Consider the following 24,989-nt stretch of genomic DNA (forward strand, 5'->3'; position numbering starts at 1 on the left):
CCTGCCGCTGACTTGCTGCTTATTTCAACTGCTCGTTCAGCAGACCCAGAATTTTCTCGGCCACGGGCGATGTATCGGGCTGGCCTTCGTTGCTGAGGATGCTGACCAGGCTGCTCGATCCATTGCCGGCCTTGACCAGGACGCGGTAGCGCTGCGCTTCCTTGTCCTTGTCGGACGACGAACCCCAGCTGAACAGCTTCGAGAAGAAACCATCTTTCTTGACAGCATCTGGATCGACGTAACGCACGAAATACGTGCCTTGCGTGCGGTCGCGGTCTTCCACCGTAAAGCCGACGCGGTCCAGCGCCAGGCCGACACGGCGCCAGGCGCGGTCAAAGCCTTCATCGACTTCGATGCCGCGCGTCGGCGTGGCGGCGTCGCCCACCAGCTTGGCGTGCAGCGGCTGCACGATGGCGGCGTCGACAGCCGTCTTCGCTTGCGCATCGTCGCTGGCCGCGCCCAGGCGCGTCATCAACTTGGCCAGGAATTGCGCTTCCAGGCCCGGATCGTTGGGACGCGCGGTCCAGGTGGTGGTTTCCTTGTCGCGGCCCGTGACGACCTCTTCCACGCCACGGTGGCTGATGTAGATCTCGGTCGAACCGTCGGCCAGGCGCTCCACGCGGGTGCGGAACTTGTCTTTTTCACCCGTCGAGTACAGCGAATCGAAGGCCTTGCCGATGGTGTTGCGGATAAAGTCCTGCGGCAGCTTGGCGCGGTTTTCGTTCCACTCGGTTTCCATGATGCCAGCCGTCGGCTGGTCGATGGCGACGGTAAAGCCGGAATCTTCCCAGAACTGCTTGAGTTGCGGCCACAGCACCTCAGGCGACTGCTTGACGACCAGCCAGCGCTGGTTGCCCGCGCGCTCGACCTTCACGCCACCGGCCGTGACAGGCACGACACCCACCACGCCATCGGCGCCCATGACGACTGGCGTACCAGCCGTGGCATTGCGCTGTGCGTTGTAGCCGGAAGCCGTGGCCACGCCGTTTTTCGCATCCGGCAGGGAGTAGCGGTTGTCCTGCTGCAATTGCGTCAGGTCAGGCGGCACGTCCAGGGTGCCGGCTTTCTTGACCGACTTGTAGTCGACCTTGTCGCCGCCGACTACCGAACTGATCATGCCGCAGCCCGCGAGGCTGGCTGCGATGGCGCCGATGACGATGCCGCGGACGGCGATGGTGGCAGGCGCCGATTGGTTTTTCTTGCAATTAGTCATGTCGTAACTGGATAAGAAGCTAAGTAGCAGCTGGAGTCAGGGAAGTTCCGGACTGGTCAAGTCCGGGCTTGAAGTTCGGCCTTAAGACAGGATGCCGGCGTCACGCAAGGCATCGCGCACGGTAGCATGGCAATTTTCAGCCAATGGTACCAGTGGCAAGCGTATGCCAGCCGGCATCAGGCCCATTTCGGCCAGCGCCCATTTGACGGGCACCGGGTTGGGCTCGACAAACAATTTCTGGTGCAGAGGAAAAACTTTGTTATTGATGGCGATGGCCGTGGCACGTTCGCCCGCCATGGCCGCGACGCACAGTTCATGCATGGCGCGCGGCGCCACGTTGGCCGTCACGGAGATGTTGCCGTGGCCGCCGCAGAACATCAGCGCCATGGCGGTCGGATCGTCGCCCGAGTACACGGCAAAGTCGGCCGGCACGAGGCGCAGCAGGTCGATGCCGCGGCCGATATTGCCGGTCGCATCTTTCACGCCGACGATATTCGGGATGGCGGACAGGCGCACGATGGTCTCGTTGCTCATGTCGGCAACCGTGCGGCCCGGCACGTTGTACAGGATGACGGGAATGTCGACGGCTTCGGCAATGGCCTTGAAGTGCTGGTACATGCCTTCCTGCGTAGGACGGTTGTAGTACGGCACCACTTGCAAGACAGCATCGGCGCCCGCTTCTTTCGCGTAGCGCGTCAGTTTGATGGCTTCGGCCGTGGAGTTGCCACCGGCGCCGGCGATGATAGGAATGCGTCCCTTGGCATGTTCGACGGTCAACTGGATCAGTTCGCAGTGTTCTTCCACGCTGACTGTTGCCGATTCGCCCGTCGTGCCAACGATGACGATGCCGTCCGTACCCTCGGCGATATGCCAGTCGATCAGCTTGCGCAGACCTGGAAAGTCCAGACTGCCGTCTGCGTGCATCGGGGTGACGATTGCTACAATGCTGCCCTTGATCATAGTAAGTTTATAGCGCCGATAAATAAAACAACGATTGTAGCGGATAGCCCGCGCCTGTGGTGCATTCTGACATAGTATGGCCGCTCAAAACGTCGGCAGCAGGGCTGCCAACCGTGGAAAATCCGGCCGGACGGCACAAATTCGTTGCACCAGAGCAGCTTTTGGCTGCTCCACGCGCCCATCCTCGTACGCTACCACACGCAAGCCCTGCTGCACCGCCCAGCTCAGCATTTCGCCTTCCTTCAGCAGGAATTTCGGATTCGACGGCTTGCCGAACTGCTCATTGCCTTCCGCAAACGTTTCATACAGCAGCACGCCATCGGGCGCCAGGCTGGCCACCATGGCTTCCAGCAAAGGCCGGTGCAGATAATTGGTGACGACGATGCCGGCAAAGCGGCCGGGGGCGAAGGGCCACACGGCGCCTGGCGCTTCCAGGTCCACCAGCGAGGTGGTGATGCCCGTGCCGGCCGCCTTTTCCAGCATTTCCGGATCATGGTCGAGCGCGATGACGGGGTGACCCAGGCTCACCATGTGACGCGCATGGCGGCCGCTACCGCAGGCCAGGTCCAGCACTTCGCCGCCCGGGATCAGGGGCGCCCAGCGGCGTACCCAGCCCGAAATCGCTTCAGTTTCTATTGTTGGTTCAATTACTTGCATCGGTACTTCCATCAATTATTTGCGACCATTCAGTTGCGTGCATCAAGTCAATATCGCCGTCAGGGGCGTGACCAGGGTGACAAAAATGCCAATGACAAATTCGATCGCCGCCAGCAAGGCGCGGTTCAATATGCCCGTGTACATCAGCAGCACCAGGGCGCCGAACACATACAGGCTGTAGCGCTCGATGCTGGCGTAAGGACGCGCCAGCTGCATCGGCAGCAAGCCAGTCATGATGCGTCCGCCGTCGAGGGGCGGCACGGGAATCAGGTTAAAGACAAACATGGCCGCGTTGACGCTGACGCCGGCACCGGCCATCTTGCGGAAAAACATGCCCATTTCCGTCGGCGGCAAGATGCTGAGCACGACAAAGGCGATCATCCAGCCCAGGCCCATGACGAAATTGGCGCCAGGCCCTGCAAACGCCACCCAGGCCATCTGCTTCTTCGGATTGCGCAGGCGGCTGAAGTCGACGGGCACCGGCTTGGCATAGCCAAACGGCACCTGGATCGTGAAATACAGTATCAAGGGCAGCAATATCGTGCCAAAAGGATCGATATGCCGGATGGGATTGAGGCTCAGCCGGCCCTCGTTCGAGGCCGTGGGGTCGCCGAAATAGCGGGCGGCGTAGCCGTGCGCCGCCTCATGCAGGGAAATGGCAAACAGCACCGGCACCAGGTACACCGCAACGGTCTGGACTATCGTATTGAAATCGCTCATGACCGCGATTCTACCAGAGGCGTCCCAGGCACTTTCTTATGTTGCCATTAAAGATAGGTAAATCCCGCGCCCTGCGCCAACCTCTACAAGCCCAGCACGGCCGGGTCGCCGCGTCCCACGCGCACCACTTCCGGCTCCGCACCCGTCAGGTCGATCACGGTACTGGGGCCATGCGCGCAAACGCCGCCATCGATGATCAGGTCGACCAGTTTTTCCAGGCGTTCGCGGATGGTGTCGGCATCCGTCAGGCTGTCTTCATCGCCGGGCAGGGTCAGGGTGGCGCCCAGCAGCGGCTGGCCCAGCTCTTCCAGCAGGCTTTGCACGATGCGGTGCTGCGGCACGCGCAGGCCGATGGTCTTGCGCGAAGGATGGCTGAGGCGGCGCGGCACTTCCTTGGTCGCTTCGAGGATGAAGGTGTAAGCGCCCGGCGTGGCCGCCTTGAGCAGGCGGAACTGGCGGTTGTCGACGCGGGCATACACGCCCAGCTCGCTCAAGTCGCGGCACAGCAAGGTCAAGTGGTGCTTTTCATCCACGCCACGGATGCGACGCAGGCGCTCGACGGCGCCCTTGTCGTCGAGCTGGCACACCAGCGCGTAGCAGGAATCGGTGGGCAAGGCCACGACGCCACCGGACTGGATGATTTGCGCCGCCTGCTTGATCAGGCGCAATTGCGGGTTTTCAGGGTGAATATGAAAAAATTGACTCATGTTTAAGCGTTCTGGCGAACCAGCTTGTTAAGTTAGCATTATTGTACGCCGCGCAGCGCCGCAATACGTTGTTCGAGCGGCGGATGGGTGGCAAACAGCGCGCCCCAGCCGCCATTGCCGCCGCTGATGCCCAGCGCCTGCATCGATTGGGGCAGTTCGCCCGGCGGTACGCCGCCCAGGCGGGCCAGCGCATGCATCATCGGCGTGGGGCTGCCGAGGAGCTTGGCAGAACCCGCATCGGCGCGGAATTCGCGCTGGCGCGAAAACCAGGCCACGATGATGGAAGCGAGCAAGCCGAAGATCACTTCGCACACCATGACGGTGACGAAATAGCCGATGCCGCGTCCGCCGCCTTCGCGGTTGTTATTTTTCAACAGTACATTGTCGACAAAGAAACCCACCACGCGGGCCATGAAGACGACAAAAGTATTCACCACGCCCTGGATCAGGGTGAGCGTCACCATGTCGCCATTGGCGACGTGGGCGATCTCGTGGCCCAGCACGGCTTCGACTTCATCGCGATTCATGCTTTGCAGCAGCCCCGTCGAGACAGCCACCAACGCCGAATTTTTGAAGGCGCCCGTGGCAAACGCATTTGCATCGCCTTCATACACGGCCACTTCCGGCATGCCGATGCCGGCCCGCTCGGACAGGGCACGCACGGTATTGACCAGCCACAATTCGGTCGACGAAGTCGGGTTGTCGATCACGCGCGCGCCCGTGCTCCACTTGGCCATGGGTTTACTGATCAACAAGGAAAAGATCGAGCCCGTGAAGCCCACCACCAGCGAAAACACCAGCAGGCTGCCCAGGTTCAGGGTGCTGCCCCGCGCCGGATTGCCCACGCCCAGCAAGCTGAGAACGAGCGACAGCACCAGCATCACGGCCAGGTTGGTTGCAATGAAAAGGACGATACGTTTCATGGGCAATGGCTCCGAAAAACAATAATAACTAAAAGATAAGTATGCGGTCGCGACTTTTCAAGCCCACGCACATCCTGCACTTAATGCCTAAGAAAATCGTCGCGAGCGGCAGTGAATTGTGGCCGAGAAGCGCAACTGTGCTTGAGCACAGTGAGCATCGCCGGCCGCAAGTCGCGCCGCGCAGTAGATTTTCGACGGCATTAAAACCAGTCGTGCCAGATGGGCGTGACGTTGGCAGGCAGCGGCGGCAGCTTGGCAAAATCCACGCGCGATTCGCCCGGCGCATGGAAATCCGTGCCGCGCGAAGCAAGGAAGCCGTAGGCGTTGGCCAGTTGCGCGTATTCCGGATACTGGTCCGGACTGTGGCTGCCCGTGACGACTTCGATGGCCACGCCGCCGAGCTGCTTGAATTCATCGAACAGCACGCCTTGCGCCATGTCGCTGAAGCGGTAGCGGCCCGGATGGGCGATGACGGCCACGCCGCCCGCGCCGCGTATCCAGCCCACCGCCTCGGCCAGGGTGGCCCAGCGGTGCTCGACATAACCCGGCTTGCCTTCCGACAGATATTTCTTGAACACGTCGGGAATATTCGCGCATTTCCCCGTTTCCACGATGTAGCGGGCAAAGTGCGTGCGCGACATCAGGTCCGGGTTGCCGACAAATTTCAAGGCCCCTTCATAGGCATCGGGGATGCCGGCCAGGTCCAACTGCCGGGCAATTTCGCGGCCCCGCGCGTCGCGCCCCGAACGTGTCTGGTGCAAGCCCTGCACGAGGCCCGGGTTGTTTTCATCGACTTGCAAGCCCACGATGTGCACGGTCTGGCCGGCCCAGGTGATGGATATTTCCACGCCGGCCACGAAGCGCATGCCCAGGTCCAGCGCAGCCGTGCGCGCGGCGGCGACGCCGGACACTTCATCGTGGTCCGTCAGCGCCCACACATCGACGCCCGCGCGGCAAGCGTACGCGGCCACGGCAGCGGGCGCGAGCACGCCGTCGGAAATATTCGAATGACAATGCAGGTCGACTTTAAGCATGTGAAAACAATACCCTGCACGGGCTCAGCATGAAAGAAGTTTTCATTGTACGCTGCTTGCCCGATAAGGAAGTCGCGTTAGCGACACAGTTGTGCCAGCGCATTACTGCGCCAGGAAGGTTTCCACCAGGCGCGCCAGCTCCGCCGGCTGGTCATGGTGCAGCATGTGGCCCGCGTCCGCCATCATCTCGCAGCGCACATCCTTGATGCAGGCCAAACGCCGGTCGATTTCGATGCGCGCCTCGTCCTTTGGTCCCATCCATTGCCACATATTCGTCTCCATCGCCTCCACCCACAGCACGGGCGCCGTGATGCGGCGCCAGCACGCCATCACTTCTTCCACCTGGTACAGGATGGGATTGACGCGCTTGTGCCGCGGGTCGCCCATGATATCCCACTCGCCCGCCTCGTTCTGCGCCGACCAGTGTTCGGCCAAAAACGCCGCGCGCTCATCCGGCAGGCGCGGATTGGTCTTTTGCAGGCGTTCGGCCACGGCCTGTTGACTCGGATAGCTGCGCATGACGGGCGGCTCGCGCAATTCGTCCAGCCACTTGGCATAGCGGCCCGGCGCCTGCTCCGGCTTCGTCGCCATCATGCCGAAGCCTTCCAGGTTGATGAAGCGGCTGATGCGCTCGGGCCGCACGCCCGCGTACAGGCCGGCCACGTTGGCGCCCATGCTGTGACCGAGCAACTTGACGGGTGCGTCCGGCGAATAGTGCAGCAGCATGGCATCCAGGTCGGCCAGGTAGTCGGGGAACCAGTAAGTATCGGACTGCGTGTAGTCGCTGAGGCCAAAACCGCGCCAGTCGGGCGCGATCACATGCCAGTCGCCTTGCAACTCGTCGACGACGAACTGGAACGAGGCGGCCACGTCCATCCAGCCATGCACCATGAACAGGATGGGCGCGCCTTCGCGGCCCCAATGACGCACATGCGTGCGGGCGCCACGGATGTTGATGAATTCGGAACGGGAAAGTTTCATGGGTTTCATCTGATTGCCTGCCTTGAAAGTGGCGCGGATGGCGCCACATGCTGTGTCTGTAGGATAGTGCGGATATAAAAGTACGACCGTTCGATAATTATACCGGATTGGTGGTCGGCGCCAGGACTTGCCCTGCAACAGCGTAAAATAGCGTACATAGCAGGTAAGCCAAGCAACATTTCCGCGTCCGGCCCAGCCCGGCGCTTCCACCACCGCCATAGGCTAACGATGACACTCTACCAATTGGGCGCCGATGCGCCACAGATTGACGCTTCCGCTTTTGTTGCCGACACGGCCAACGTGATCGGCAAAGTGACCCTGGAAGCGAATACGTCCGTATGGTTCGGCGCAACCATCCGCGGCGACAATGAACGCATCACCGTGGGCGCCAACAGCAATGTGCAGGAAGGCGCCGTGCTGCACACGGACCCGGGCTACCCGCTCGACATCGGCCAGAACGTGACCATCGGCCACCAGGCGATGTTGCATGGATGCACGATTGGCGATGGCGCCCTGATCGGCATCCAGGCCGTGATCCTGAATGGCGCGAAGATCGGCAAGGGCTGTCTGGTCGGTGCAGGCGCGCTGGTCACGGAAGGCAAGGAATTTCCCGACAATATGTTGATCATCGGCTCACCGGCGAAAGCCGTGCGGGCCCTGACGGCAGACGATATCACCAGGCTACAAGGCAACGCCGTGAACTATGTGCAACGCGGCCAGCTATTTAATACGCAACTCAAGAAGATTGGATAAGAGAATGACGACTGAAACCACGGGCGCCGTCAGCGCAGCCCTTACCGGCCAGGATACCCTGCAAAAATTTATTTTCGACAACGCCGCCGTGCGCGGCCAGTTCATCGACGTCTCCGGCACCTGGCAGGAAGTGCTGTCGCGCCACGCCTACCCGACGGCCGTGAAAAAAGTGCTGGGTGAAATGGTCGCCGCCGCCGCCCTGCTGTCGGCCAACCTGAAATTCAACGGTTCCATCATCATGCAAATCCATGGTGACGGTCCCGTGCGCCTGATGGTGGTCGAGTGCGATTCGGACCTGCGCCTGCGCGCCACGGCCAAGCTGGACCCGGACGCCATCGTTCCCGAGGTTGCCACCGTGCCGCAATTGCTCAACGCCACGGGCAAGGGCCGCTTCATCATCACCCTGGACCCGGCCGACAAGGTGCCAGGCCAGCAACCGTACCAGGGCATCGTGCCGCTGGACGGTGACGACATGTCCACCGTAATCGAAAACTACATGTTGCGTTCGGAACAACTCGACACGCGCTTGTGGCTGGCCACGGACGACAGCGTCTCGCGCGGCCTGTTGCTGCAAAAGCTGCCGCACCATGGCGGCAAGGCCGAAGCGACGCCCGTGTCGGAAGAGGACGCACTGGACACGTGGCACCGCGCCGTGATGCTGGCGTCGACCCTGAAAGAGGAAGAAATCCTCGCCACCGACATCGAGACCCTGATGCAACGCTTGTTCTGGGAAGAAACGATCCGCGTCTTCGACCCGCTGCATCCGAGCTTCCATTGCAGCTGCACGCGCGAAAAAGTGGGCAATATGCTCAAGATGCTGGGCGAGGAAGAAGTCAACGGCACGCTCGACGAAGTGGGGCAAGTGGGCGTGAACTGCGATTTCTGCGGCCAGCACTATGAATTCGACAAGGTCGATTGCGCGCAGCTGTTCATCACGGATGCGCCGGCCGAAGTCTTGATTCCGCCTGCAGCGAGCATTAACTAAGCATTACAGTTTCGCCATAATCCCCGCGCCGCCCCTCAGGCGGCGCAATTGTTTCCACTGTCATCATCCCGTCATCAGTTCGTCATCAGCCCGTCACGCGCCGCCGTTACGCTGCGCAGCTTGTATTACTTCCCACTTTCCACAGGCTGATGATGAACTCCCACTTGACGCTGGCCCTGCGCCGCCATTCCTTTCATGTTTTGCTGGGCGCGTGCGCCGCGGGCCTCTCCCTGCCGGCGCTGGCGCAAACGGCCGTGGCCGCCGCCGTGGCATCCGCCGCCACCGACATGGCCGCCGCTGCTGCCCCGGCTGCCGACGACAATACCCCGATGACCACCGTGGAGATTTCCTCGCGCAAGACGCGTTCTTCGGTCGCCCTGAGCAAGAATGAAATCCAGAAAATCCTGCCCGGCACGAATCCCCTGAAAGCCCTGCAAACCCTGCCCGGCGTCAGCTTCCAGACGGCCGATCCATGGGGCAACAACGAGCAAAACCTGTCGCTGTTCGTGCATGGTTTTTCCGGTCAGCAACTCGGCTACACCATGGATGGCGTGCCGCTGGGCGACCAGCAGTACGGCAACTACAACGGCCTGTCGCCGCAGCGCGCCGTGATCAGCGAAAACGTGCGCAGCGTCGTGCTGTCCTCGGGCGCCGGGGACCTGGCGACAGCCTCGACCAGCAACCTGGGCGGCACCATCGAAACCTATTCCAGCGACCCGCTGGCCACGCAAGGCGCCAGCGTGCAGCAAACGGTGGGCAGCCACCGCACTTCGCGCACGTTTGCCCGCTACGACACGGGCGCCTTCGGCGACGGCAGCAGCGCCTATTTTTCCATCCTGCACCATGAAGCGCGCGCCTGGGATTTCGATGCGCGCCAGGGCGGCGACCAGTTCAACGCCAAGTACGTCAACCGCAGCGAAGCGGGCAAGCTGACCCTGTTCTTCAATTACTCGGACAAGATCGAGCCGAACGAAGACAGCACCGTGCATGTGGCCGGCGAGACGAACGCACCGTACACGCGCCCCTTCCTGTACCCGGACTTCAAGGCGACCCTGAATTATTTGTCGCCCACGGGCGCCACGCCTGCCGCAGACGGCAACAATTACCGCAATTACTACAGCGATGCGCAGCGCACCGATTACCTGGCCTACGCCAAGTTCGACGCCAACCTGGGCGAAGGCACGACCTGGTCCAACCAGGTGTATTACCACAAGGATGACGGCGCGGGCGTGGTGGCCGGCCCCATCGGCGTGGCCGGCTTGCCGGGCCTGTTCAGCGTGTACTACCCGAAACAGAACCTGAAACAGGTGTTTGGCAACTCGGGCTACGCCGTGCGCACCACGGAATACGACATCAAGCGGGGCGGCTTCATTTCCACGCTGCGCAAGGAAATCGGCGAGCATCAGCTGGAAGCGGGCCTGTGGCTGGAACAGAACCGCTCGTCCGCCTACCGCCGCTGGTATGCGCTGGACGTCAACAACCCCACCTCGCCGTATGACCGCCCCAGCAATCCTTTGATCACGCAATATGGCAGCGAGATCGACAACAAGGTAGTGCAGCTGCACTTGCAGGATGAATGGCGCATCCGTCCCGATATCGCCCTGCAGGCCGGCTTCAAGTCCAGCCTGCAGTTTGCCGATGGCCAATTCCCCGTGCAGCCGGCCAAGGGCGCCATTGCCGGCGGCTCGACGGCCTTGCCGGTCGGCACCATCAACACGAAAAAATGGTTCTTGCCGCAAGTGGGCGCGCGCTGGGACTTCACGCCGCAAGACCAGCTGTACTTCAATATCCAGAAAAACATGCGCCAGTTCGTCACCTACGGCGGCGGCGGCGCTTCGCCATGGAGCTTGTCGAGCCAGGCTGCGTTCGACCTGTTCAAGCGCGACGCCAAGCCGGAAACGGCCCTCACGTATGAAGTGGGCGTGCGCGGCAGTCACCCCTTGAATCTGGGCGCCATCACGGCCATCGATGGACAAGTCAATGTCTACCACGTCGATTTCAGCAACCGTTTGCTGCAGATCAGCCCGACGCCCGTGATTTCCTCCATCATCGGTGGCAACCCCGTGCTGGCCAACGTGGGCAGCGTGCGCACGGATGGCATCGACATCGCCGGCACTGTGCACTTCGGCAACAATTTTTCGTTCTACAATGCCCTGTCGTACAACCGCTCGCAGTATGCGGACAATTACAACAATGGCGCCGCGCTGGTGTTGACGGCCGGGAAGAACGTGCCCGGTTCGCCGGAATGGCTGAACAAGTTCGTGGCCTCGGCCACCTTTGGCGATATCGAAGTGCAACTGACGGGTGACTATGTGGGCAAGCGCTACGCGACGTACACCAACGATTTGTCCGTGCCCAGCTATTTCCTGATGGGCCTGGGCGTGTCGGGCAAGCTGCCGGCCATGGCCAGCTGGCTGAAAAACCCCCGCTGGCGCTTGAACGTCAGCAACCTGGCCAACCGCGAAGGTTCGCTGAACGTGGTGGTGGGCGCGGCCGACAAGACCTACAACACCTTCCCGATCGCCCCGCGCCAGGGCTTCCTGACCCTGACGGCGGATTTCTGATGCGCGAGCCTATCCTCCCGCAACGGCATTTTTCGCGCCGCAGCTTCGTCCAGGCGGCCGTGGGCGGCCTGGCCCTGGCCAGCGCGCCCGGCTTTGCCGCCGGCCTGCTGGCCCCGCCTCCCGCGCGTCCGCTGGTGTTCGCCCACCGCGGCGCCAGCGCCCTGCGCCCCGAGCACACCTTGGCGTCGTATGCCAAGGCCATCCTCGACGGCGCCGACTACGTGGAGCCCGACCTGGTCGCCACGCGCGACGGCATCCTCGTGGCGCGCCACGAAAGCAATCTGATCGACACCACCGACGTGGCGCGCCGGCCTGAATTTGCCAGCCGGCGCGGCAAGAAGATGGTCGACGGCGAATGGCACGAAGGCTGGTTCGTCGACGACTTCACCCTGGCGGAACTGAAAACCCTGCGCGCCATCGAACGGTTGCCGAAAGTACGCGCCGGCAACACCTTGTACGATGGACAATTCCAGATACCGACCTGGGAAGAAATCATCGATTTTGTTGCAGCGCAATCTGCCGCCAGCGGACGCATCATCGGCCTCGTGCCGGAGCTGAAAAGCTCCACGTATTTCCGCGATGCGGGCCTGGCGCTGGAAGACCGCTTCCTGTCGACCATGTTGGCGCACGAGTACACGCGCCGCGCGCCCATCGAGATCCAGTCCTTCGAAGTGGCGAATTTGAAGTACGTGCGCGAGAAGCTGGGACGGCGCGCCAACGTGCGCCTGATGCAACTGGTGGTGGGCGGCGATGTGCGCCCGATGGATGTGGCCAAGGCGGGCGGCAAGCTGACCTTCGGACAAATGACGACGCCGGCCGGCTTGCGCGACATCGCCGCCTACGCAGACGTGGTGGCGCCGCCCACGCGTGGCGTCATCCCGCTGGGCGCCGACCAGCGCCTGGCCAAGCCCACGACCATCGTCGACGATGCGCACCAGGCGGGCTTGCTGTTGCATACCTGGACCTTCCGCCCGGAAAACCGTTTCCTGGCAGCTGACTTCCGCGATGGCAATGGCGAAAATGCGCGCAACGAAGCCGGCTCCGTGGCGGAAATGCGGCGCTATATCGAAACGGGACTGGACGGCTTTTTCAGCGACGATCCGGGCCTGGGACGCATCGCCGCCGGATAAACATTTCGTAACAAATTCATTTTCAGGGCGTGGCCGGCGGCTACGCCCTTATTATTCGTTTCTTGAATTACTGAAATTGGAATTTGAAATTAGACATATATCGCCAACTCCATTATTGTGCAATGCAACAACAGACCATTCATGGAGGGCATATGTCCACTTTTACCAACACCTACAGCAATGACGACAACTATTTCAGCAACCTGGGCCGCGCCACGCGCGCCTTCCTGGGCGCCCTGCTCGCTTCCAAGCCGTACAGCGAACTGGCACAGAAGAATGTCATCGTCACGAACACCAGCGCCAGCAGCGCCGAAGAACAGCGCTATGTGCGCCCAAGCAAGCGCGACATCGCCCTGCTGAACTCGGAAGCGGCCCGTTATGAAAACCTGATGCCGAATCTGGCCTCAGAACTGCGCTTCCTGGCGTCGCGCGGCTAAAAAACGTTCATGGCGGCATTGCCTGCGCCTCGCCCTGGATGTTTTTTAAGCTATCCAGGCACTACTAATTAAAAAGGAAATTTTATGATGTTTCTCGAAACCGTACTGGTCGCTGTAGCCGTCGTGGTCACCGGCATCCATTTTTACCTGATCTCGACCGGCAAAGCCCGTTTCTGATCCAGCAGCAATCAGCATCCACCAGCCGCGCCATGCGGTAGTCGTGTGTAGCAGTACAAGGTAGCAACAAAGGCAATATATGATATGTCAGCCTGGCAATCGGTCCAGGCTGACAAGCGGGAAGTCGTCAGTACTCAGTGTGGCGCAGCAGCGTCCACCGGCGTTTCCAGCAGCGGCGGGGTCTGGCCCTTGCGCACGATCTGCACGAAAATCTCATTCTGTTTGACCATGCCCAGCTCATAGCGGGCACGCTCCTCGACGGCGCCCGTACCATCTTTCAGGTCGCGCACTTCGGATTCGAGCTTGGCGTTGCGCGCCTTCAATTCCACATTCTTCTTGTTGGCCAGCGCCACTTGGGCTTCCATGTCGGCAACACGCAGCCAGCCGCCTTTACCCAGCCAGAGGGGAAATTGGATCAACAGCAGCAGAGCTGCCAGGGCGAGCGTAATCAGGCGCATGGGGCATTCAGTTAACAAACCGGCCGGATATCTCCGGCCGGCCAGTGGGTTTTACATCAGCTTACTTCAGATTATAGAACGCATCGCGGCCAGGGTAGCTGGCGATGTCGCCCAGGTCTTCTTCGATACGCAGCAGCTGGTTGTACTTGGCCATGCGGTCCGAACGCGACATCGAGCCGGTCTTGATCTGCAGGGCGTTCGTGGCAACGGCGATATCGGCGATGGTCGAATCTTCCGTTTCGCCCGAGCGGTGCGAAATGACGGCCGTGTAACCGGCGCGCTTGGCCATTTCGATGGCGGCGAAGGTTTCCGTCAGGGTGCCGATCTGGTTGATCTTGATCAGGATCGAATTGGCGATGCCCTTCTGGATGCCTTCTTTCAGGATCTTGGTGTTGGTGACATACAGATCGTCGCCGACCAGTTGCACTTTCTTGCCCAGTTCCGCCGTCAGGATCGCCCAGCCGTCCCAGTCGCCTTCATGCATCGCGTCTTCGATCGAGATGATCGGGTACTTGTCGCACCAGGTCGCCAGCAGGTTGGTGAACTCGGTAGCCGTCAGGCTCAGGCCTTCGCCTTCCATTTCGTATTTGCCGTTCTTGTAGAACTCGGACGCGGCGCAATCGAGGCCGATGGCGATCTGCGTGCCTGGCTCGTAACCGGCTTCTTCGATGGCCTGGATGATCAGCTTGATGGCTTCTTCATGGTTGGCCAGCGATGGCGCGAAACCGCCTTCGTCGCCCACGTTGGTGTTCAGGCCCTTCTTGTGCAGGATCTTTTTCAGCGTGTGGAACACTTCCGCGCCGTAGCGGACGGCTTCCTTGAACGACGGGGCGCCCACGGGAATGATCATGAATTCCTGGATGTCCAGGTTGTTGTCGGCGTGTGCGCCGCCATTGATGACGTTCATCATCGGCACTGGCATCTGCATGGCGCCCGAACCGCCGAAATAGCGGTACAGCGGCAAGCCCGCTTCTTCAGCGGCAGCCTTGGCGACAGCCATGGAGACGGCCAGGATGGCGTTGGCGCCCAGGCGCGATTTGTTTTCCGTGCCGTCCAGGTCGATCAGGGTACGGTCCAGGAACGCCTGTTCATTGGCGTCCAGGCCCATGATGGCTTCGGAGATTTCGGTATTGATGTTTTCGCATGCTTGCAGCACGCCCTTGCCGAAGTAGCGCTTGGCGTCGCCATCGCGCAATTCCACGGCTTCGCGCGAACCGGTCGAGGCACCCGACGGCACGGCGGCACGGCCCATCACGCCCGATTCCAGCAACACATCGCATTCGACGGTCGGATTGCCGCGCGAGTCCAGGATCTCGCGACCGATAATATCAACAATAGCACTCATGTCATTCTCCAAAGTTAAGCGTAACAGGGGCTGCACACTGCGTTCTGATGCGCAATTGCACAAAGGGGGCAAAGAAACTCCCGGCGGTAACCATCTGGCCGGGAGCTGTCTTACGGGTAATACTGTCGCAATCGACCGCGTTATTGCGCAGCGGCGTTGGCTTCTTTGTGCGCCAGCGCTGCCTTGATGAACGAGGTAAACAAGGGATGGCCGGTGCGTGGCGTCGACTTGAACTCGGGATGGTATTGCACGCCCATATACCATGGGTGGGAATTTTCACCCGTGCGTGGCAATTCCATGATTTCGCACAAATCTTCGCTCGGCGTGCGGGCCGAGACGATCAGGCCAGCCGCTTCGACACGGGCCAGGTAGTGATTGTTGGCTTCGTAGCGATGGCGGTGACGCTCGGTCACCACGCTGCCGTAGATCTCGGCGGCGAGGGTGCCCGGATTGACGGCGCAGGTTTGCGCGCCCAGGCGCATGGTACCGCCCAGGTCCGAGTTTTCATCGCGCAACTCGACTTTACCATCGTGGTTTTGCCACTCATTGATCAGTGCAACGACAGGTTGATCCGTATCAAGGTCGAACTCGGTCGAATTCGCGTTCGGCATGCCTGCCTTGTTGCGCGCGTATTCGATCAGGGCCACTTGCATGCCCAGGCAGATGCCCAGGTAAGGGATCTTGTGCTCACGGGCGAACTGGGCCGCCATGATCTTGCCTTCCACGCCGCGCTTGCCGAAGCCGCCCGGCACCAGGATGGCATCGTACTTGGCCAGGTTCTCGCAGCCCGTCGTTTCGATTTCTTCCGAATCGATGTACTCGATGTTGACGCGGCTTTCCGTGTGGATGCCGGCGTGGCGCAGCGCTTCGATCAGCGACTTGTACGACTCGGTCAGCTCGACATACTTGCCAACCATGCCGACGGTCACTTCCGCCTTCGGGTGTTCCATCGTGTAGATCAGCTTGCTCCAGATCGACAGGTCGGCCGGCGCAGGATCGAGGTCCAGCGCTTCGCAGATGATGGCGTCGAGGCCCTGGTCGTGCAGCATTTGCGGCACTTTATAGATGGTGTCGACATCCCACACGGAAATGACGGCGTGCTCTTCGATGTTCGAGAACAGCGAGATTTTCGCGCGCTCGTCTTCCGGAATGGCGCGGTCGGCACGGCACAGCAACGCGTTCGGCATGATGCCGATTTCGCGCAGCTTTTGCACCGAGTGCTGCGTCGGCTTGGTTTTCAGTTCACCGGCCGAGGCGATGTAAGGCACCAGGGTCAGGTGGATGAACGCCGTGTTCTTGCGGCCGGCGCGCAGGCTCAGCTGGCGTGCCGCTTCCAGGAATGGCAACGATTCGATATCGCCGACGGTGCCGCCGATTTCGCACAGGGCCACGTCGTAACCTTCGGCGCCACGGCGGATGTAATCCTGGATTTCATTGGTGATATGCGGAATCACCTGCACGGTCTTGCCCAGATATTCGCCCCGGCGTTCCTTGCGGATCACCGATTCATAGATCTGGCCAGTGGTGAAGTTATTCACCTTTTTCATGCGGGTGGAGATGAAGCGCTCGTAGTGACCGAGGTCGAGGTCGGTTTCGGCCCCGTCATCGGTGACAAATACTTCACCGTGTTGCATAGGGCTCATCGTGCCAGGATCGACGTTGATATACGGGTCGAGCTTGAGCATGGTGACTTTAAGGCCGCGCGATTCGAGGATCGCGGCGAGGGAGGCGGCGGCAATCCCTTTTCCAAGGGAAGACACAACGCCACCAGTGACGAAGACAAATTTGGTCATTGCAGATGGTGCCGAACGGCACGTGCGGGAAATTGAAATTATACACTAAAGCCCGCCTGCGGCGCTCTCCACACGTGGAAATTTGCGCCAAATGTCGACGATCGCCCCCGCTCCTGCGGTCTACACACAACAAAATTACTCAATAGTAATAATTGCAATATTTTTAATTCCTTAATTTGTGTGGGCGAGCGAACAGACCCTGCCGCGTCCTGGCGGCAGACTGGAATTTTTCAACGGAGGTCCATCATGAGCTACGAAGAACGCGACGCCTACGGCATGTATGTCAACCGCGGCCACAAAGGTCCCGGCCCTGAACTGATGGGTGCCGATACCCTGATCGGCGACCATGTGCACAACGCCAAGGATGAACACCTGGGCGAAATCAAGGAAATCATGATCGACATGCGCAGCGGCAAGATTGCCTATGCCGTCATGTCGCACGGCGGTGTCTTCACCATCGGCGAAAAGCTGTTCGCCGTGCCCTGGGAAGCGCTGCTGCTCGACACCGTCAACAAACGCTTCACGCTCAACGTCGACAAGGAGCGCATCGAAAACGCCCCCGGCTTCGACACGGATAACTGGCCGGACATGGCGGACAGCGCCTGGGCGACGTCGATCCACAGCTATTATGGAACGACGCCGCGCGAGTATTAATTCGCCCCAAGCGCAGGGCTGGGGTTTGACTAGAACCGGTACTCCAGCCCCGCCACATACGTCCTGCCCCGTGCCGTGCTCAGCGGCGTATTCTCTTGCGACTGCGACGGCATCGAGTTCAGGCGGTTCAGCGCTTCCGAAAAATCCTTGTTCATGGCGTTCTGTACGGACAGGCGCAGGAACAGATTCTTGCTGACCTGGTAGCTGGCATACAGGTCGATCACGGCGGGGATCTTCGGATTGTCGGCTTTGAGCACTTCGCCCGTCGCCTCATCGGCTTCATTCTCCGGCGACAGGCGGCGGTTCGAACCCGTGTGCTTGAGGATGGCACCCACTTCCAGTTTATTGTCCAGCAAGCGCGTGCCCACGTCGAGGTTGTAGTACACGCTGGGCAGCTCGCTGATGTCGGCGGCGCCAAACCAGGCGCTGGCGATCGAGGTGGGCTGGCGCGTCGTCTCACGCGTGTACGACAGGCGCGCATAGGCCGGCCCCAGCTGATATTGCGCTTCCAGCTCCCATCCCCGCGAGTACACGGGCGTGGCCGAGTTGATGTAGATATACATATTGGTCACGTACTCATCCACATTCTGCCAATCCTTGGCGATCACTTCCGCGATATTGCACTTGCGGCCGCTGTCGCACACGAGGAAGGACTGGCTGGTGATATAGCCGTCGATCTTGCTCTTGAAATACAGGGCCTTGAAGTTCAGCGCGTCACTCGCGCTCAGCAAGCCATGCAGGCTGGAATTGAAGCCCAACTGGTAAGTCGTCGCCTTCTCCCCTTTCAGGAAGGGGTTCATGGAAGCGCCGCCATCGTTGGAGAAAAACACTTCCTGCGGATTCGGGCCGCGCATGGTGCGCTCGGCGCTGGCAAACGGCTGGAACCACGGCGCCACCTGGGCCGACAGCATCAGCGAAGGATTCACGCCGTGTTCTTTCAGCGCAATGCGGGACGCGCCTTGCGGGAAGCACTGCACGCGCAGATCGCAGGCAGGCTTGTAGCCCGTCAGCTCGAAGCTCGTATAGTTGAGGCCGGCATTGACTTGATAGATGCCACGGTTGTATTGCAGGCCGGCATACACGCTGTCGATCTTTTGCCGTCCTTCCGGCCCGAAAGTATTGTTTTCAATCGATTGCTGGTTCGCCTCGGGGTTGTCGGGATCGTCGACCAGGCTTTCCACGTGTTTGCTGTATCTGTTGCGCATCAGCTTGCCGCCCAATGTCACCAAAGCATCCCCGCCGGCCAGCCTGAAGCTGCTGGTGTTATTGATATCGAAGGCATCGGCGCGGTTGGCCGCATTCGTGTTGATGAAATTGGTCAGCGCCTCGGGCATGTATTTCTGGTTTCCACGGCTGCTGCTGGCGACCACATTGAGGTCGATCAATTCCGAAAACGGCGTGTAGTGATATTTTATGTAGTAATCGTCGCTCTGGATGTCGCGGCGCGTAAAGGTGCTGCGGTAATCGCGCGCCGACAATTCCAGCGCGTGAAAGTCGCTCAGCTTCAGGTCCAGCTTGAGCAGCTGCGACTTGGGCTTTTGCTTGTAATAGCGGTTATAGCCGAAACCGAATTCTTCGCTGTTGACGCCCTTGGCATTCTTGTAGTTGTTGCCGATCACGCTCGCGCTGGTGGCGGCCATGAAGCCCACGCTGCCGCCATCGAAGGCAGGGTTTTTCATGGCCACGGCCAGCATGGCGCTGCGCCCCACGCCATTATTTCCTGTCGACATCTTCGTGCGCGCCCCCGTTTTTTCACCGGCGAAGACCACGTCATCGACGCCGATGGTGCGGAAATTGGCGCTGCCGGCCAGCGCATTGACGCCGTCGCCGCCGATGACATTGCCGCGCGACACGTCCACGCCGATGATGAAATTCGGGTCTATCAGGGTGTCGAACTGGCTGCTGGGCACGCCGCCATGCGAGACCGACGATGGCGCGCTGCCATAATAATTCTGGCTCACGCCATCGACCATCATGTTGACGCGCCCCAGGCCCGACAAGCCGCGGATGTTGACGCTGACGGCGCCCTGTGCCGGATCGATCTGGGTAAACGTGCCCGGCATGCTGCGCACGATCTGGTCGACCGGCTGCAAGCGGGTGTCCGGCCCGCGCGCGCTGACGGCGCCCGGTTTTTCCAGCGCCTGGCGTTCCGCAGGGATCGCCTCGCCCGACACATTCAGCGGCGAAAGCTCGACCTTGCCGCCGGTATTTTCTTGCGCCCACGCCTGTTGCGCGAGCACGGCCATGCACACGCCCACGGCATGCGCCATTCTCTTGATAGTCATACACCCTCGATTTGTTATGGTTAGATTTTTAATGAATACAATCGGCATCCTCATGCCTTGTCCTGTCCTGGCTCCAGCTTGAACGACACGGGCAAGGTGACCGTCACCGTGCCCTGGTGCAAGACCGTGGCGGGTGGCGCCGGCAGCGGTTGTGCGCGCTGCAGCACTTGCAGCGCTTCGCGGTCGAGCAGCACCGTGCCCGATGACGTGATCAATTCGCTGGCCAGCAGCTTGCCGTCGCGGTCCACCTGGAAGCGCACCCAGGCGGCGCCGGCCCGCTTGCGCTGGCGCGCGTCCCCCGGATAGCGCTTGAAATGGGCCAGGTGGCTGAGCACCTGGCTTTGCCAGCTGGCCGGCGCCGCGCTGGCGGGCGGCGTGTCGCTGTTGAACGGCGCCGCCTGCGGACCGCGCACGGCGGCCGGTCCCGGCGTGGCGCTGCTGCTGGCCTGCGCAGGCAATGACGCATCCTTGGCGGCATCCTTGCCCGGATCCGTCACGGGACTGGCGGCCGCCTTCGCTTCCTTTTCCGCGGCGACGATCTCCGGCGTGGCGGCGCGCGCCAGCACCGGCAGCGCTGCCTGCCTGGTCGGACTCTTTGGCGGCCGGGCGGCGCTGGAGGCGGCCGACTGGCGCGCGCCCACGGCCACCGTCGGCCGCGTTTCCGCCGACATCGCTTGCGCGGCAAACACCAGCATCACGCTGGCGGGCGGCTGGACGGGCGCCAGGGCCGCAGGCTGCCAGACCGCCCACAGCAGCAGCGCCAGCGCTGTGGCCACCACCAGCGACGTGGCGATGCCCCAGCTCAAGACGGGACGCAGCGCCAGCGTGGTCGCCCCTTTCACCCGCCCTCCCGGCCGACCAGGCCCACTTTCAAATAGCCGGCCTGGCGCAAGGCATCCATCACGCCCAGCACGTCTTCATACGCGGCTTGCTTGTCGGCCTGGAAAAACAGCGTGCGCTGGCGGTCGCCGCCCGTCTCGGCGTCGAGCAAGCGGCCCAGCTGCTCGCGCGCCACGGGAGATTCCCCCAGGTACAGGCTGTGGTCCGCTTTCAGGGAAACGAACAGGGGCTTGTCGGGGCGCGGCTCGGGCTTGGCCGTGGCGGCCGGCAAGTCGATTTTCAAGTCGACGGTGGCCAGCGGCGAGACCACCATGAAAATGATCAGTAGCACCAGCATCACGTCGATGAAGGGCGTGACATTGATCTCGCAGAGCTCCGGCATGTCGGCCGTATCGTCGTCCGGTGACGGAAACAGGGAAGCCATGGCTCAAGCCTGCTTGCGCGTGTCGAGGTCGCGGCTCAGCATCAGCAGCACTTGCGCCGAGGCGGCGCGCAGCTGCGCCTTGTACTGGTTGATGCCAAGGCTGAGCACGTTATAAATGACGACGGCGGGAATCGCCGCCACCAGGCCCAGTGCCGTCGCCAGCAAGGCTTCCGCGATGCCCGGCGCCACGGTGGCCAGATTCGTGCTCTGGCTGACGGCGATGCCGATAAAACTGTTCATGATGCCCCACACGGTGCCGAACAGGCCGACGAAGGGCGCCACGGCGCCGATGCTGGCCAGCAGGCCGATGCCCTGCGTCATCGCGCGCACCTGCTGCGCGATCAATTGCTCCTGGCGAAAGCCGGCCCGTTCTTTCAACGCTGCCGCCGTCGCATTGACGTGCGACAAGCTCAGTTCCTGCTGCACATCATCGAGCAACTGTTGCGCCAACAAAGACGCTCCGCCCTTTACTGCCGCGTCCGGCAAGGACGTGGCCGACTTCAGCATGGCGACGGCCAGCGCCGCCGAGCGCCGGGCTTGCAGCAAGCTGGCCCCCTTCACCAGCAAGACCACCCAGGTAGCCAGCGCGGCGATCAACAAGCCGATGAGCACGCTTTTCACCACCTGGTCGGCGGCGAAAAACATGCCCAGCGGCGACATGTCGTGCGGCAGCGCGGACGCTTGCGCCGTGACATGAAAGAGGGAAAGAATGACACCGCAGGTGGCGGCCTTGATACACAACAAAGAGAGTCGCATGGAAGCTTCAACAGGTAACAGGCATGGCTGCGCCAACGGCGCGCACGCGCATGCAAAAAAATCGGACGGACTACCTGGCTGCTGCGAAGAAGCTTGCTGGGGGAGAGTGCCGGGCAGAACGCCCGGCGGAGATACAAGGAATTATTTGGCGCTGGCGGTGGCGGGCGCCACAACCGGCGTAAACCACACAAAGTCCGCCTGCGGCGCCAGCACCGTGGCGCCGCGCTGCGCCAGCACCAGCACCAGCGGCGACGGGCCGCCCGTCAAGTCCTGCACGTGCAGTGGCACGCCCAGGTCCTTGTGCGCATGGTAGGCGCCGGCGATCAGCATGGCCGGCGCGGGCGCGGCCAGCAGGCGCTCGGCCATGCGGCGGTCGCGCTGCTGCTGCACCGACAGCATGGCGGCCAGGCGCGGCGCGTCGATCTGGTTGTCGTGCATGACGCGGATGATGTCTTTCAATTTATCATGCACCTTGGCATCGTTGGCCAGGTTGGAATACTTGCCCTGCACGGCCGGCTTGTCGATAAACAGTTGCTTGATTTCGCTGCGATCCAGGTTGGCCGACCAGACGGGGTATGGCGCGCGCATCACGGTCATGACCAGGTCGCCATATTGCTCCCACTTCCAGCTTGGCTGCCAGGCCAGCAGCTCGGCCACGTGTTCGGGGCGCACGACGGGGTCCGTCTGCAGCCACGGCTTGACCTTGTCCACCTTGGCTTGCTGGTCCGGATTCAGCATTTCCAGCAGTACGCTGCCTTGCGGACGCTGGCCCTGCAATTGCTGCAGCAGCCATTGCTCGATCTGGTGATGGCTGAGCTGGTCATGCTGCTCGCCGATGATCACGCGCGGGGCGGCGGCCAGCTGGGCCAGCAATTGCTCGGCGCTCAGGCGCTGGCCGCTGCGCAGGTCGACGATCTCGCCCAACTGGCGCACGTCCTGCGCAGCGGAGATCGCGGCGGCGCCAGTGGCCGCGCCGCTCACGGGTGCGACACTGCTGCAGGCGCTCAGCGCCAGCACGCAGGCGGGCAGGACGGCGGTGAGGGACAGGGGGAATTTCATGGCATGGCCTTTCGGGTCAACGCTGTTGTAAAAACACTCAGGCGGGCATTTTAATGGAAATGATTCTCATTTACAACCAATGTAAGGCGAACCATGCAGATTTTTTTACAACTGGCAAAAAATCAATATGGTGCTTCGGTGAAATCCCCGGGCGCGGAGTAGAATAAAAAAAACGGAGGACTCGCGTGAATCAAACTGACCAGTTGGCGGTACTGAAAAAACCGCTGCCCGCATCCCTTGCTGCCGTACTTTCCCTGATCTTTGCCGACCGCTTTTCCATGACGCAAGCCATGCGCGAACACCATGGCCGCGACGAGTCGAGCTATCCCCCCATGTTACCGGACGCCGTCATCTTCACCCATTCCACCGAGGAAGTAGCGGCCGCCGTCAAGCTGTGCAGCGCACATGATGTGCCCGTCATCGCCTATGGCAGTGGCACCTCGCTCGAAGGCCACGTGCTGGCCCTGCATGGTGGCGTCACGATTGATCTGTCGCAAATGAACGCCATGGTCGCCGTGCATCATGAAGACTTGACGGCCACCGTGCAGGCGGGCGTGACGCGCAAGCAACTCAATGAAGAAATCCGCGACACGGGCCTGTTCTTCCCCATCGACCCTGGCGCCAACGCATCCCTCGGCGGCATGGCCGCCACGCGCGCCTCGGGCACGAATGCCGTGCGCTACGGCACCATGCGCGAAAACGTGCTGGCCCTGACGGTGGTAACGGCCGATGGGCGCATCATCAAGACGGGCACGCGGGCGAAAAAATCCTCGGCCGGCTACGACCTGACGCGCTTGTTTGTCGGCAGCGAGGGCACCTTGGGCATCATCACGGAAGTGACGGTCAAACTGTATCCGCTGCCCGAAGCGATCTCGGCCGCCGTGTGCTCGTTCCCCGGCACGGGCGAAGCCGTTAACGCCGTGATCCAGACCATCCAGATGGGTATTCCTGTAGCGCGGGTCGAATTTCTCGATGAAAACGGCGTCAAAGCCATCAACACCTACGACAAGATGGCTTTGCCAGAGAAACCGCTGCTGCTGTTTGAATTCCACGGCACGCCGGCCAGCGTGGCCGAGCAGGCGCAGCTGGTGCAAGCCATCACGGCGGAGCACGGCGCCAGCGATTTCGCGTGGGCCAGCCGCCCCGAAGACCGCTCGCGCCTGTGGGCCGCGCGCCACAACGCGTATTTCGCCCTGCTGCAGATGCGCCCCGGCAGCCGCGCCATTTCCACCGATTGCTGCGTGCCCATTTCGCGCCTGGCCGAATGCATCCTGGCCACCAAGGCCGATTGCGAGGCGCAGGGCCTGGTCTACGCCATCATCGGCCACGTGGGCGACGGCAATTTCCACGTGCAGATGCTGGTCGACCCCGATGATCCCGCCGACATCGCCCGCGCGGAAAAGGTCAACAGCGACATGGTCACGCGTGCCATCGGCATGGACGGCACCTGCACGGGCGAGCACGGCGTAGGCATGCACAAGATGGCTTTCCTGGTGGAAGAGCATGGCGAAGGCGCCATCGACACCATGCGCGCCCTCAAGCACGCGCTGGACCCGAAGAACATCATGAATCCGGGCAAGATTGTGCGCTGGTAATCAGGCCGTCAACTCCATGCGCATCGGCACGAAGGCGATGCCATCCATTTCCACCCTCGGCCCCGTGGCGACAAAACCCAGGCTGGCGTACAAGGGCAAGGCGTAGGCTGAAGAGTTGACGGTAAAGGCCGTCACGCCGCCCCTGGCCAGCGACGCCTCGCGGGCGGCCTGCCACAGGCGGCGCGCCATGCCGCGCCGGTGCAGGGCGCGCGGCACAAACATGTGGAACAGGTGCGTGTTGTCGCGCATGGCCACCACGCCGGCCAGTTCGCCGTCGAGATGCGCCAGCTGGTAGGCATAGCGCGATTGCGACAGATAGCCTTCGATGGCCGGCTGGCGGCAGTGCTCGATGAACTTTTCCGCCCCCGTGCCATCGGGGTGCAAGGTCAAGAAGGGCATCAGGTCGTCGATCAGGGCGACGATGGCGGGCGCGTCGGCGACCAGGGCGGGACGCAGGGTGATGGTGGGCAAGGATTGATTCATCCAGTAATTTTGCCATATCCCGCCACTGCGCGGCAATTCAGCGCTTCAATTCAGCA

At 61.6% G+C, this 24,989-nt stretch carries 24 protein-coding genes; 7 read left to right on the forward strand and 17 right to left on the reverse strand.

What is annotated here, in order from left to right; all coding sequences use genetic code 11:
* Window positions 1-19: 19 nt before the first annotated feature.
* From bamC to ACQ4W0_RS05535, 8 genes are all read right to left on the reverse strand, one after another.
* Window positions 20-1,213: an NlpB/DapX family lipoprotein gene (gene bamC, locus ACQ4W0_RS05500; protein WP_436575855.1), complete on the reverse strand. Its 1,194-nt coding sequence runs from the start codon at window positions 1,211-1,213 to the stop codon at window positions 20-22.
* A gap of 81 nt (window positions 1,214-1,294) precedes the next feature.
* Window positions 1,295-2,173, reverse strand: coding sequence for a 4-hydroxy-tetrahydrodipicolinate synthase (gene dapA / locus ACQ4W0_RS05505; protein ID WP_099666950.1), 879 nt, complete (start codon window positions 2,171-2,173; stop codon window positions 1,295-1,297).
* 84 nt (window positions 2,174-2,257) lie between these two features.
* Window positions 2,258-2,830, reverse strand: coding sequence for a class I SAM-dependent methyltransferase (locus ACQ4W0_RS05510; RefSeq protein WP_436575856.1), 573 nt, complete (start codon window positions 2,828-2,830; stop codon window positions 2,258-2,260).
* A gap of 42 nt (window positions 2,831-2,872) precedes the next feature.
* A complete protein-coding gene (locus ACQ4W0_RS05515) occupies window positions 2,873-3,550 on the reverse strand; it encodes a site-2 protease family protein (RefSeq protein ID WP_436575857.1) in 678 nt (225 codons plus the stop codon).
* A gap of 83 nt (window positions 3,551-3,633) precedes the next feature.
* The gene (locus ACQ4W0_RS05520) at window positions 3,634-4,257 is read right to left on the reverse strand and encodes an L-threonylcarbamoyladenylate synthase (RefSeq protein WP_436553023.1); all 624 of its coding nucleotides are present in this window, start codon (window positions 4,255-4,257) and stop codon (window positions 3,634-3,636) included.
* Between the two features lie 38 nt (window positions 4,258-4,295).
* Entirely contained in the window at window positions 4,296-5,180 is an 885-nt protein-coding gene (gene htpX, locus ACQ4W0_RS05525) for a protease HtpX (RefSeq protein ID WP_035821167.1), read from the reverse strand.
* 200 nt (window positions 5,181-5,380) lie between these two features.
* A complete protein-coding gene (locus tag ACQ4W0_RS05530; RefSeq protein WP_436575858.1) occupies window positions 5,381-6,214 on the reverse strand; it encodes a 3',5'-nucleoside bisphosphate phosphatase in 834 nt (277 codons plus the stop codon).
* A gap of 102 nt (window positions 6,215-6,316) precedes the next feature.
* Window positions 6,317-7,195 (reverse strand): alpha/beta fold hydrolase, encoded by an 879-nt coding sequence (locus tag ACQ4W0_RS05535; RefSeq protein ID WP_436575859.1) that lies wholly within the window; start codon window positions 7,193-7,195, stop codon window positions 6,317-6,319.
* A gap of 228 nt (window positions 7,196-7,423) precedes the next feature.
* On the opposite strand from ACQ4W0_RS05535, the gene ACQ4W0_RS05540 reads away from it, so the two are divergent.
* From ACQ4W0_RS05540 to ACQ4W0_RS05560, 5 genes are all read left to right on the forward strand, one after another.
* A complete protein-coding gene (locus ACQ4W0_RS05540) occupies window positions 7,424-7,948 on the forward strand; it encodes a gamma carbonic anhydrase family protein (RefSeq protein WP_102123252.1) in 525 nt (174 codons plus the stop codon).
* A 4-nt stretch (window positions 7,949-7,952) separates the two neighbouring features.
* Entirely contained in the window at window positions 7,953-8,933 is a 981-nt protein-coding gene (hslO, locus tag ACQ4W0_RS05545; RefSeq protein WP_436575860.1) for an Hsp33 family molecular chaperone HslO, read from the forward strand.
* A gap of 149 nt (window positions 8,934-9,082) precedes the next feature.
* Entirely contained in the window at window positions 9,083-11,497 is a 2,415-nt protein-coding gene (locus tag ACQ4W0_RS05550) for a TonB-dependent receptor (protein ID WP_436575861.1), read from the forward strand.
* Window positions 11,497-12,627, forward strand: coding sequence for a glycerophosphodiester phosphodiesterase (locus ACQ4W0_RS05555; RefSeq protein WP_436575862.1), 1,131 nt, complete (start codon window positions 11,497-11,499; stop codon window positions 12,625-12,627). Before ACQ4W0_RS05550 ends, ACQ4W0_RS05555 begins: the two co-directional genes overlap by 1 nt.
* A 152-nt stretch (window positions 12,628-12,779) precedes the next feature.
* On the forward strand, window positions 12,780-13,064 hold the full coding sequence (locus ACQ4W0_RS05560) for a hypothetical protein (RefSeq protein WP_436575863.1): 285 nt from the start codon (window positions 12,780-12,782) through the stop codon (window positions 13,062-13,064).
* A 311-nt stretch (window positions 13,065-13,375) separates the two neighbouring features.
* Here ACQ4W0_RS05560 and ftsB read toward each other — a convergent pair whose 3' ends face one another.
* The 3 genes from ftsB to pyrG form a co-directional block, all read right to left on the reverse strand.
* Window positions 13,376-13,699, reverse strand: a complete 324-nt coding sequence (gene ftsB / locus ACQ4W0_RS05565) for a cell division protein FtsB (protein WP_071075941.1) — start codon at window positions 13,697-13,699, stop codon at window positions 13,376-13,378.
* 61 nt (window positions 13,700-13,760) lie between these two features.
* Window positions 13,761-15,044 (reverse strand): phosphopyruvate hydratase, encoded by a 1,284-nt coding sequence (eno, locus tag ACQ4W0_RS05570; protein WP_102123247.1) that lies wholly within the window; start codon window positions 15,042-15,044, stop codon window positions 13,761-13,763.
* Between the two features lie 140 nt (window positions 15,045-15,184).
* Window positions 15,185-16,837: a CTP synthase gene (pyrG, locus tag ACQ4W0_RS05575; RefSeq protein WP_436575864.1), complete on the reverse strand. Its 1,653-nt coding sequence runs from the start codon at window positions 16,835-16,837 to the stop codon at window positions 15,185-15,187.
* Between the two features lie 246 nt (window positions 16,838-17,083).
* Between pyrG and ACQ4W0_RS05580 the strand changes: the two genes are divergently transcribed.
* Window positions 17,084-17,491, forward strand: a complete 408-nt coding sequence (locus ACQ4W0_RS05580) for a PRC-barrel domain-containing protein (RefSeq protein WP_436575865.1) — start codon at window positions 17,084-17,086, stop codon at window positions 17,489-17,491.
* Between the two features lie 29 nt (window positions 17,492-17,520).
* On the opposite strand, the gene ACQ4W0_RS05585 is transcribed toward ACQ4W0_RS05580, so the two are convergent.
* The 5 genes from ACQ4W0_RS05585 to ACQ4W0_RS05605 all read right to left on the reverse strand — a co-directional run bounded on the left by ACQ4W0_RS05585 (window position 17,521) and on the right by ACQ4W0_RS05605 (window position 22,855).
* Window positions 17,521-19,776: a TonB-dependent receptor domain-containing protein gene (locus tag ACQ4W0_RS05585; RefSeq protein ID WP_436575866.1), complete on the reverse strand. Its 2,256-nt coding sequence runs from the start codon at window positions 19,774-19,776 to the stop codon at window positions 17,521-17,523.
* A 50-nt stretch (window positions 19,777-19,826) separates the two neighbouring features.
* Complete coding sequence (locus ACQ4W0_RS05590) at window positions 19,827-20,618, reverse strand: energy transducer TonB family protein (protein WP_436575867.1); 792 nt, start codon at window positions 20,616-20,618, stop codon at window positions 19,827-19,829.
* Window positions 20,615-21,040 (reverse strand): TonB system transport protein ExbD, encoded by a 426-nt coding sequence (exbD, locus tag ACQ4W0_RS05595; RefSeq protein WP_436575868.1) that lies wholly within the window; start codon window positions 21,038-21,040, stop codon window positions 20,615-20,617. The genes ACQ4W0_RS05590 and exbD overlap by 4 nt, the downstream gene beginning before the upstream one ends.
* 3 nt (window positions 21,041-21,043) lie before the next feature.
* Window positions 21,044-21,796: a tonB-system energizer ExbB gene (gene exbB, locus ACQ4W0_RS05600; RefSeq protein WP_436575869.1), complete on the reverse strand. Its 753-nt coding sequence runs from the start codon at window positions 21,794-21,796 to the stop codon at window positions 21,044-21,046.
* A gap of 141 nt (window positions 21,797-21,937) precedes the next feature.
* The gene (locus ACQ4W0_RS05605) at window positions 21,938-22,855 is read right to left on the reverse strand and encodes a ChaN family lipoprotein (protein ID WP_436575870.1); all 918 of its coding nucleotides are present in this window, start codon (window positions 22,853-22,855) and stop codon (window positions 21,938-21,940) included.
* 185 nt (window positions 22,856-23,040) lie between these two features.
* Here ACQ4W0_RS05605 and ACQ4W0_RS05610 point away from each other — a divergent pair, with 185 nt between their 5' ends.
* Window positions 23,041-24,450, forward strand: a complete 1,410-nt coding sequence (locus ACQ4W0_RS05610) for an FAD-binding oxidoreductase (RefSeq protein WP_436575871.1) — start codon at window positions 23,041-23,043, stop codon at window positions 24,448-24,450.
* Here ACQ4W0_RS05610 and ACQ4W0_RS05615 read toward each other — a convergent pair whose 3' ends face one another.
* Window positions 24,451-24,933, reverse strand: coding sequence for a GNAT family N-acetyltransferase (locus tag ACQ4W0_RS05615; protein WP_436575872.1), 483 nt, complete (start codon window positions 24,931-24,933; stop codon window positions 24,451-24,453).
* Between the last annotated feature and the right edge of the window lie 56 nt (window positions 24,934-24,989).

The sequence above is a fragment of the Janthinobacterium breve genome (genome assembly GCF_051380895.1).
In the GTDB taxonomy this organism is placed as follows: Bacteria; Pseudomonadota; Gammaproteobacteria; order Burkholderiales; family Burkholderiaceae_D; genus Janthinobacterium.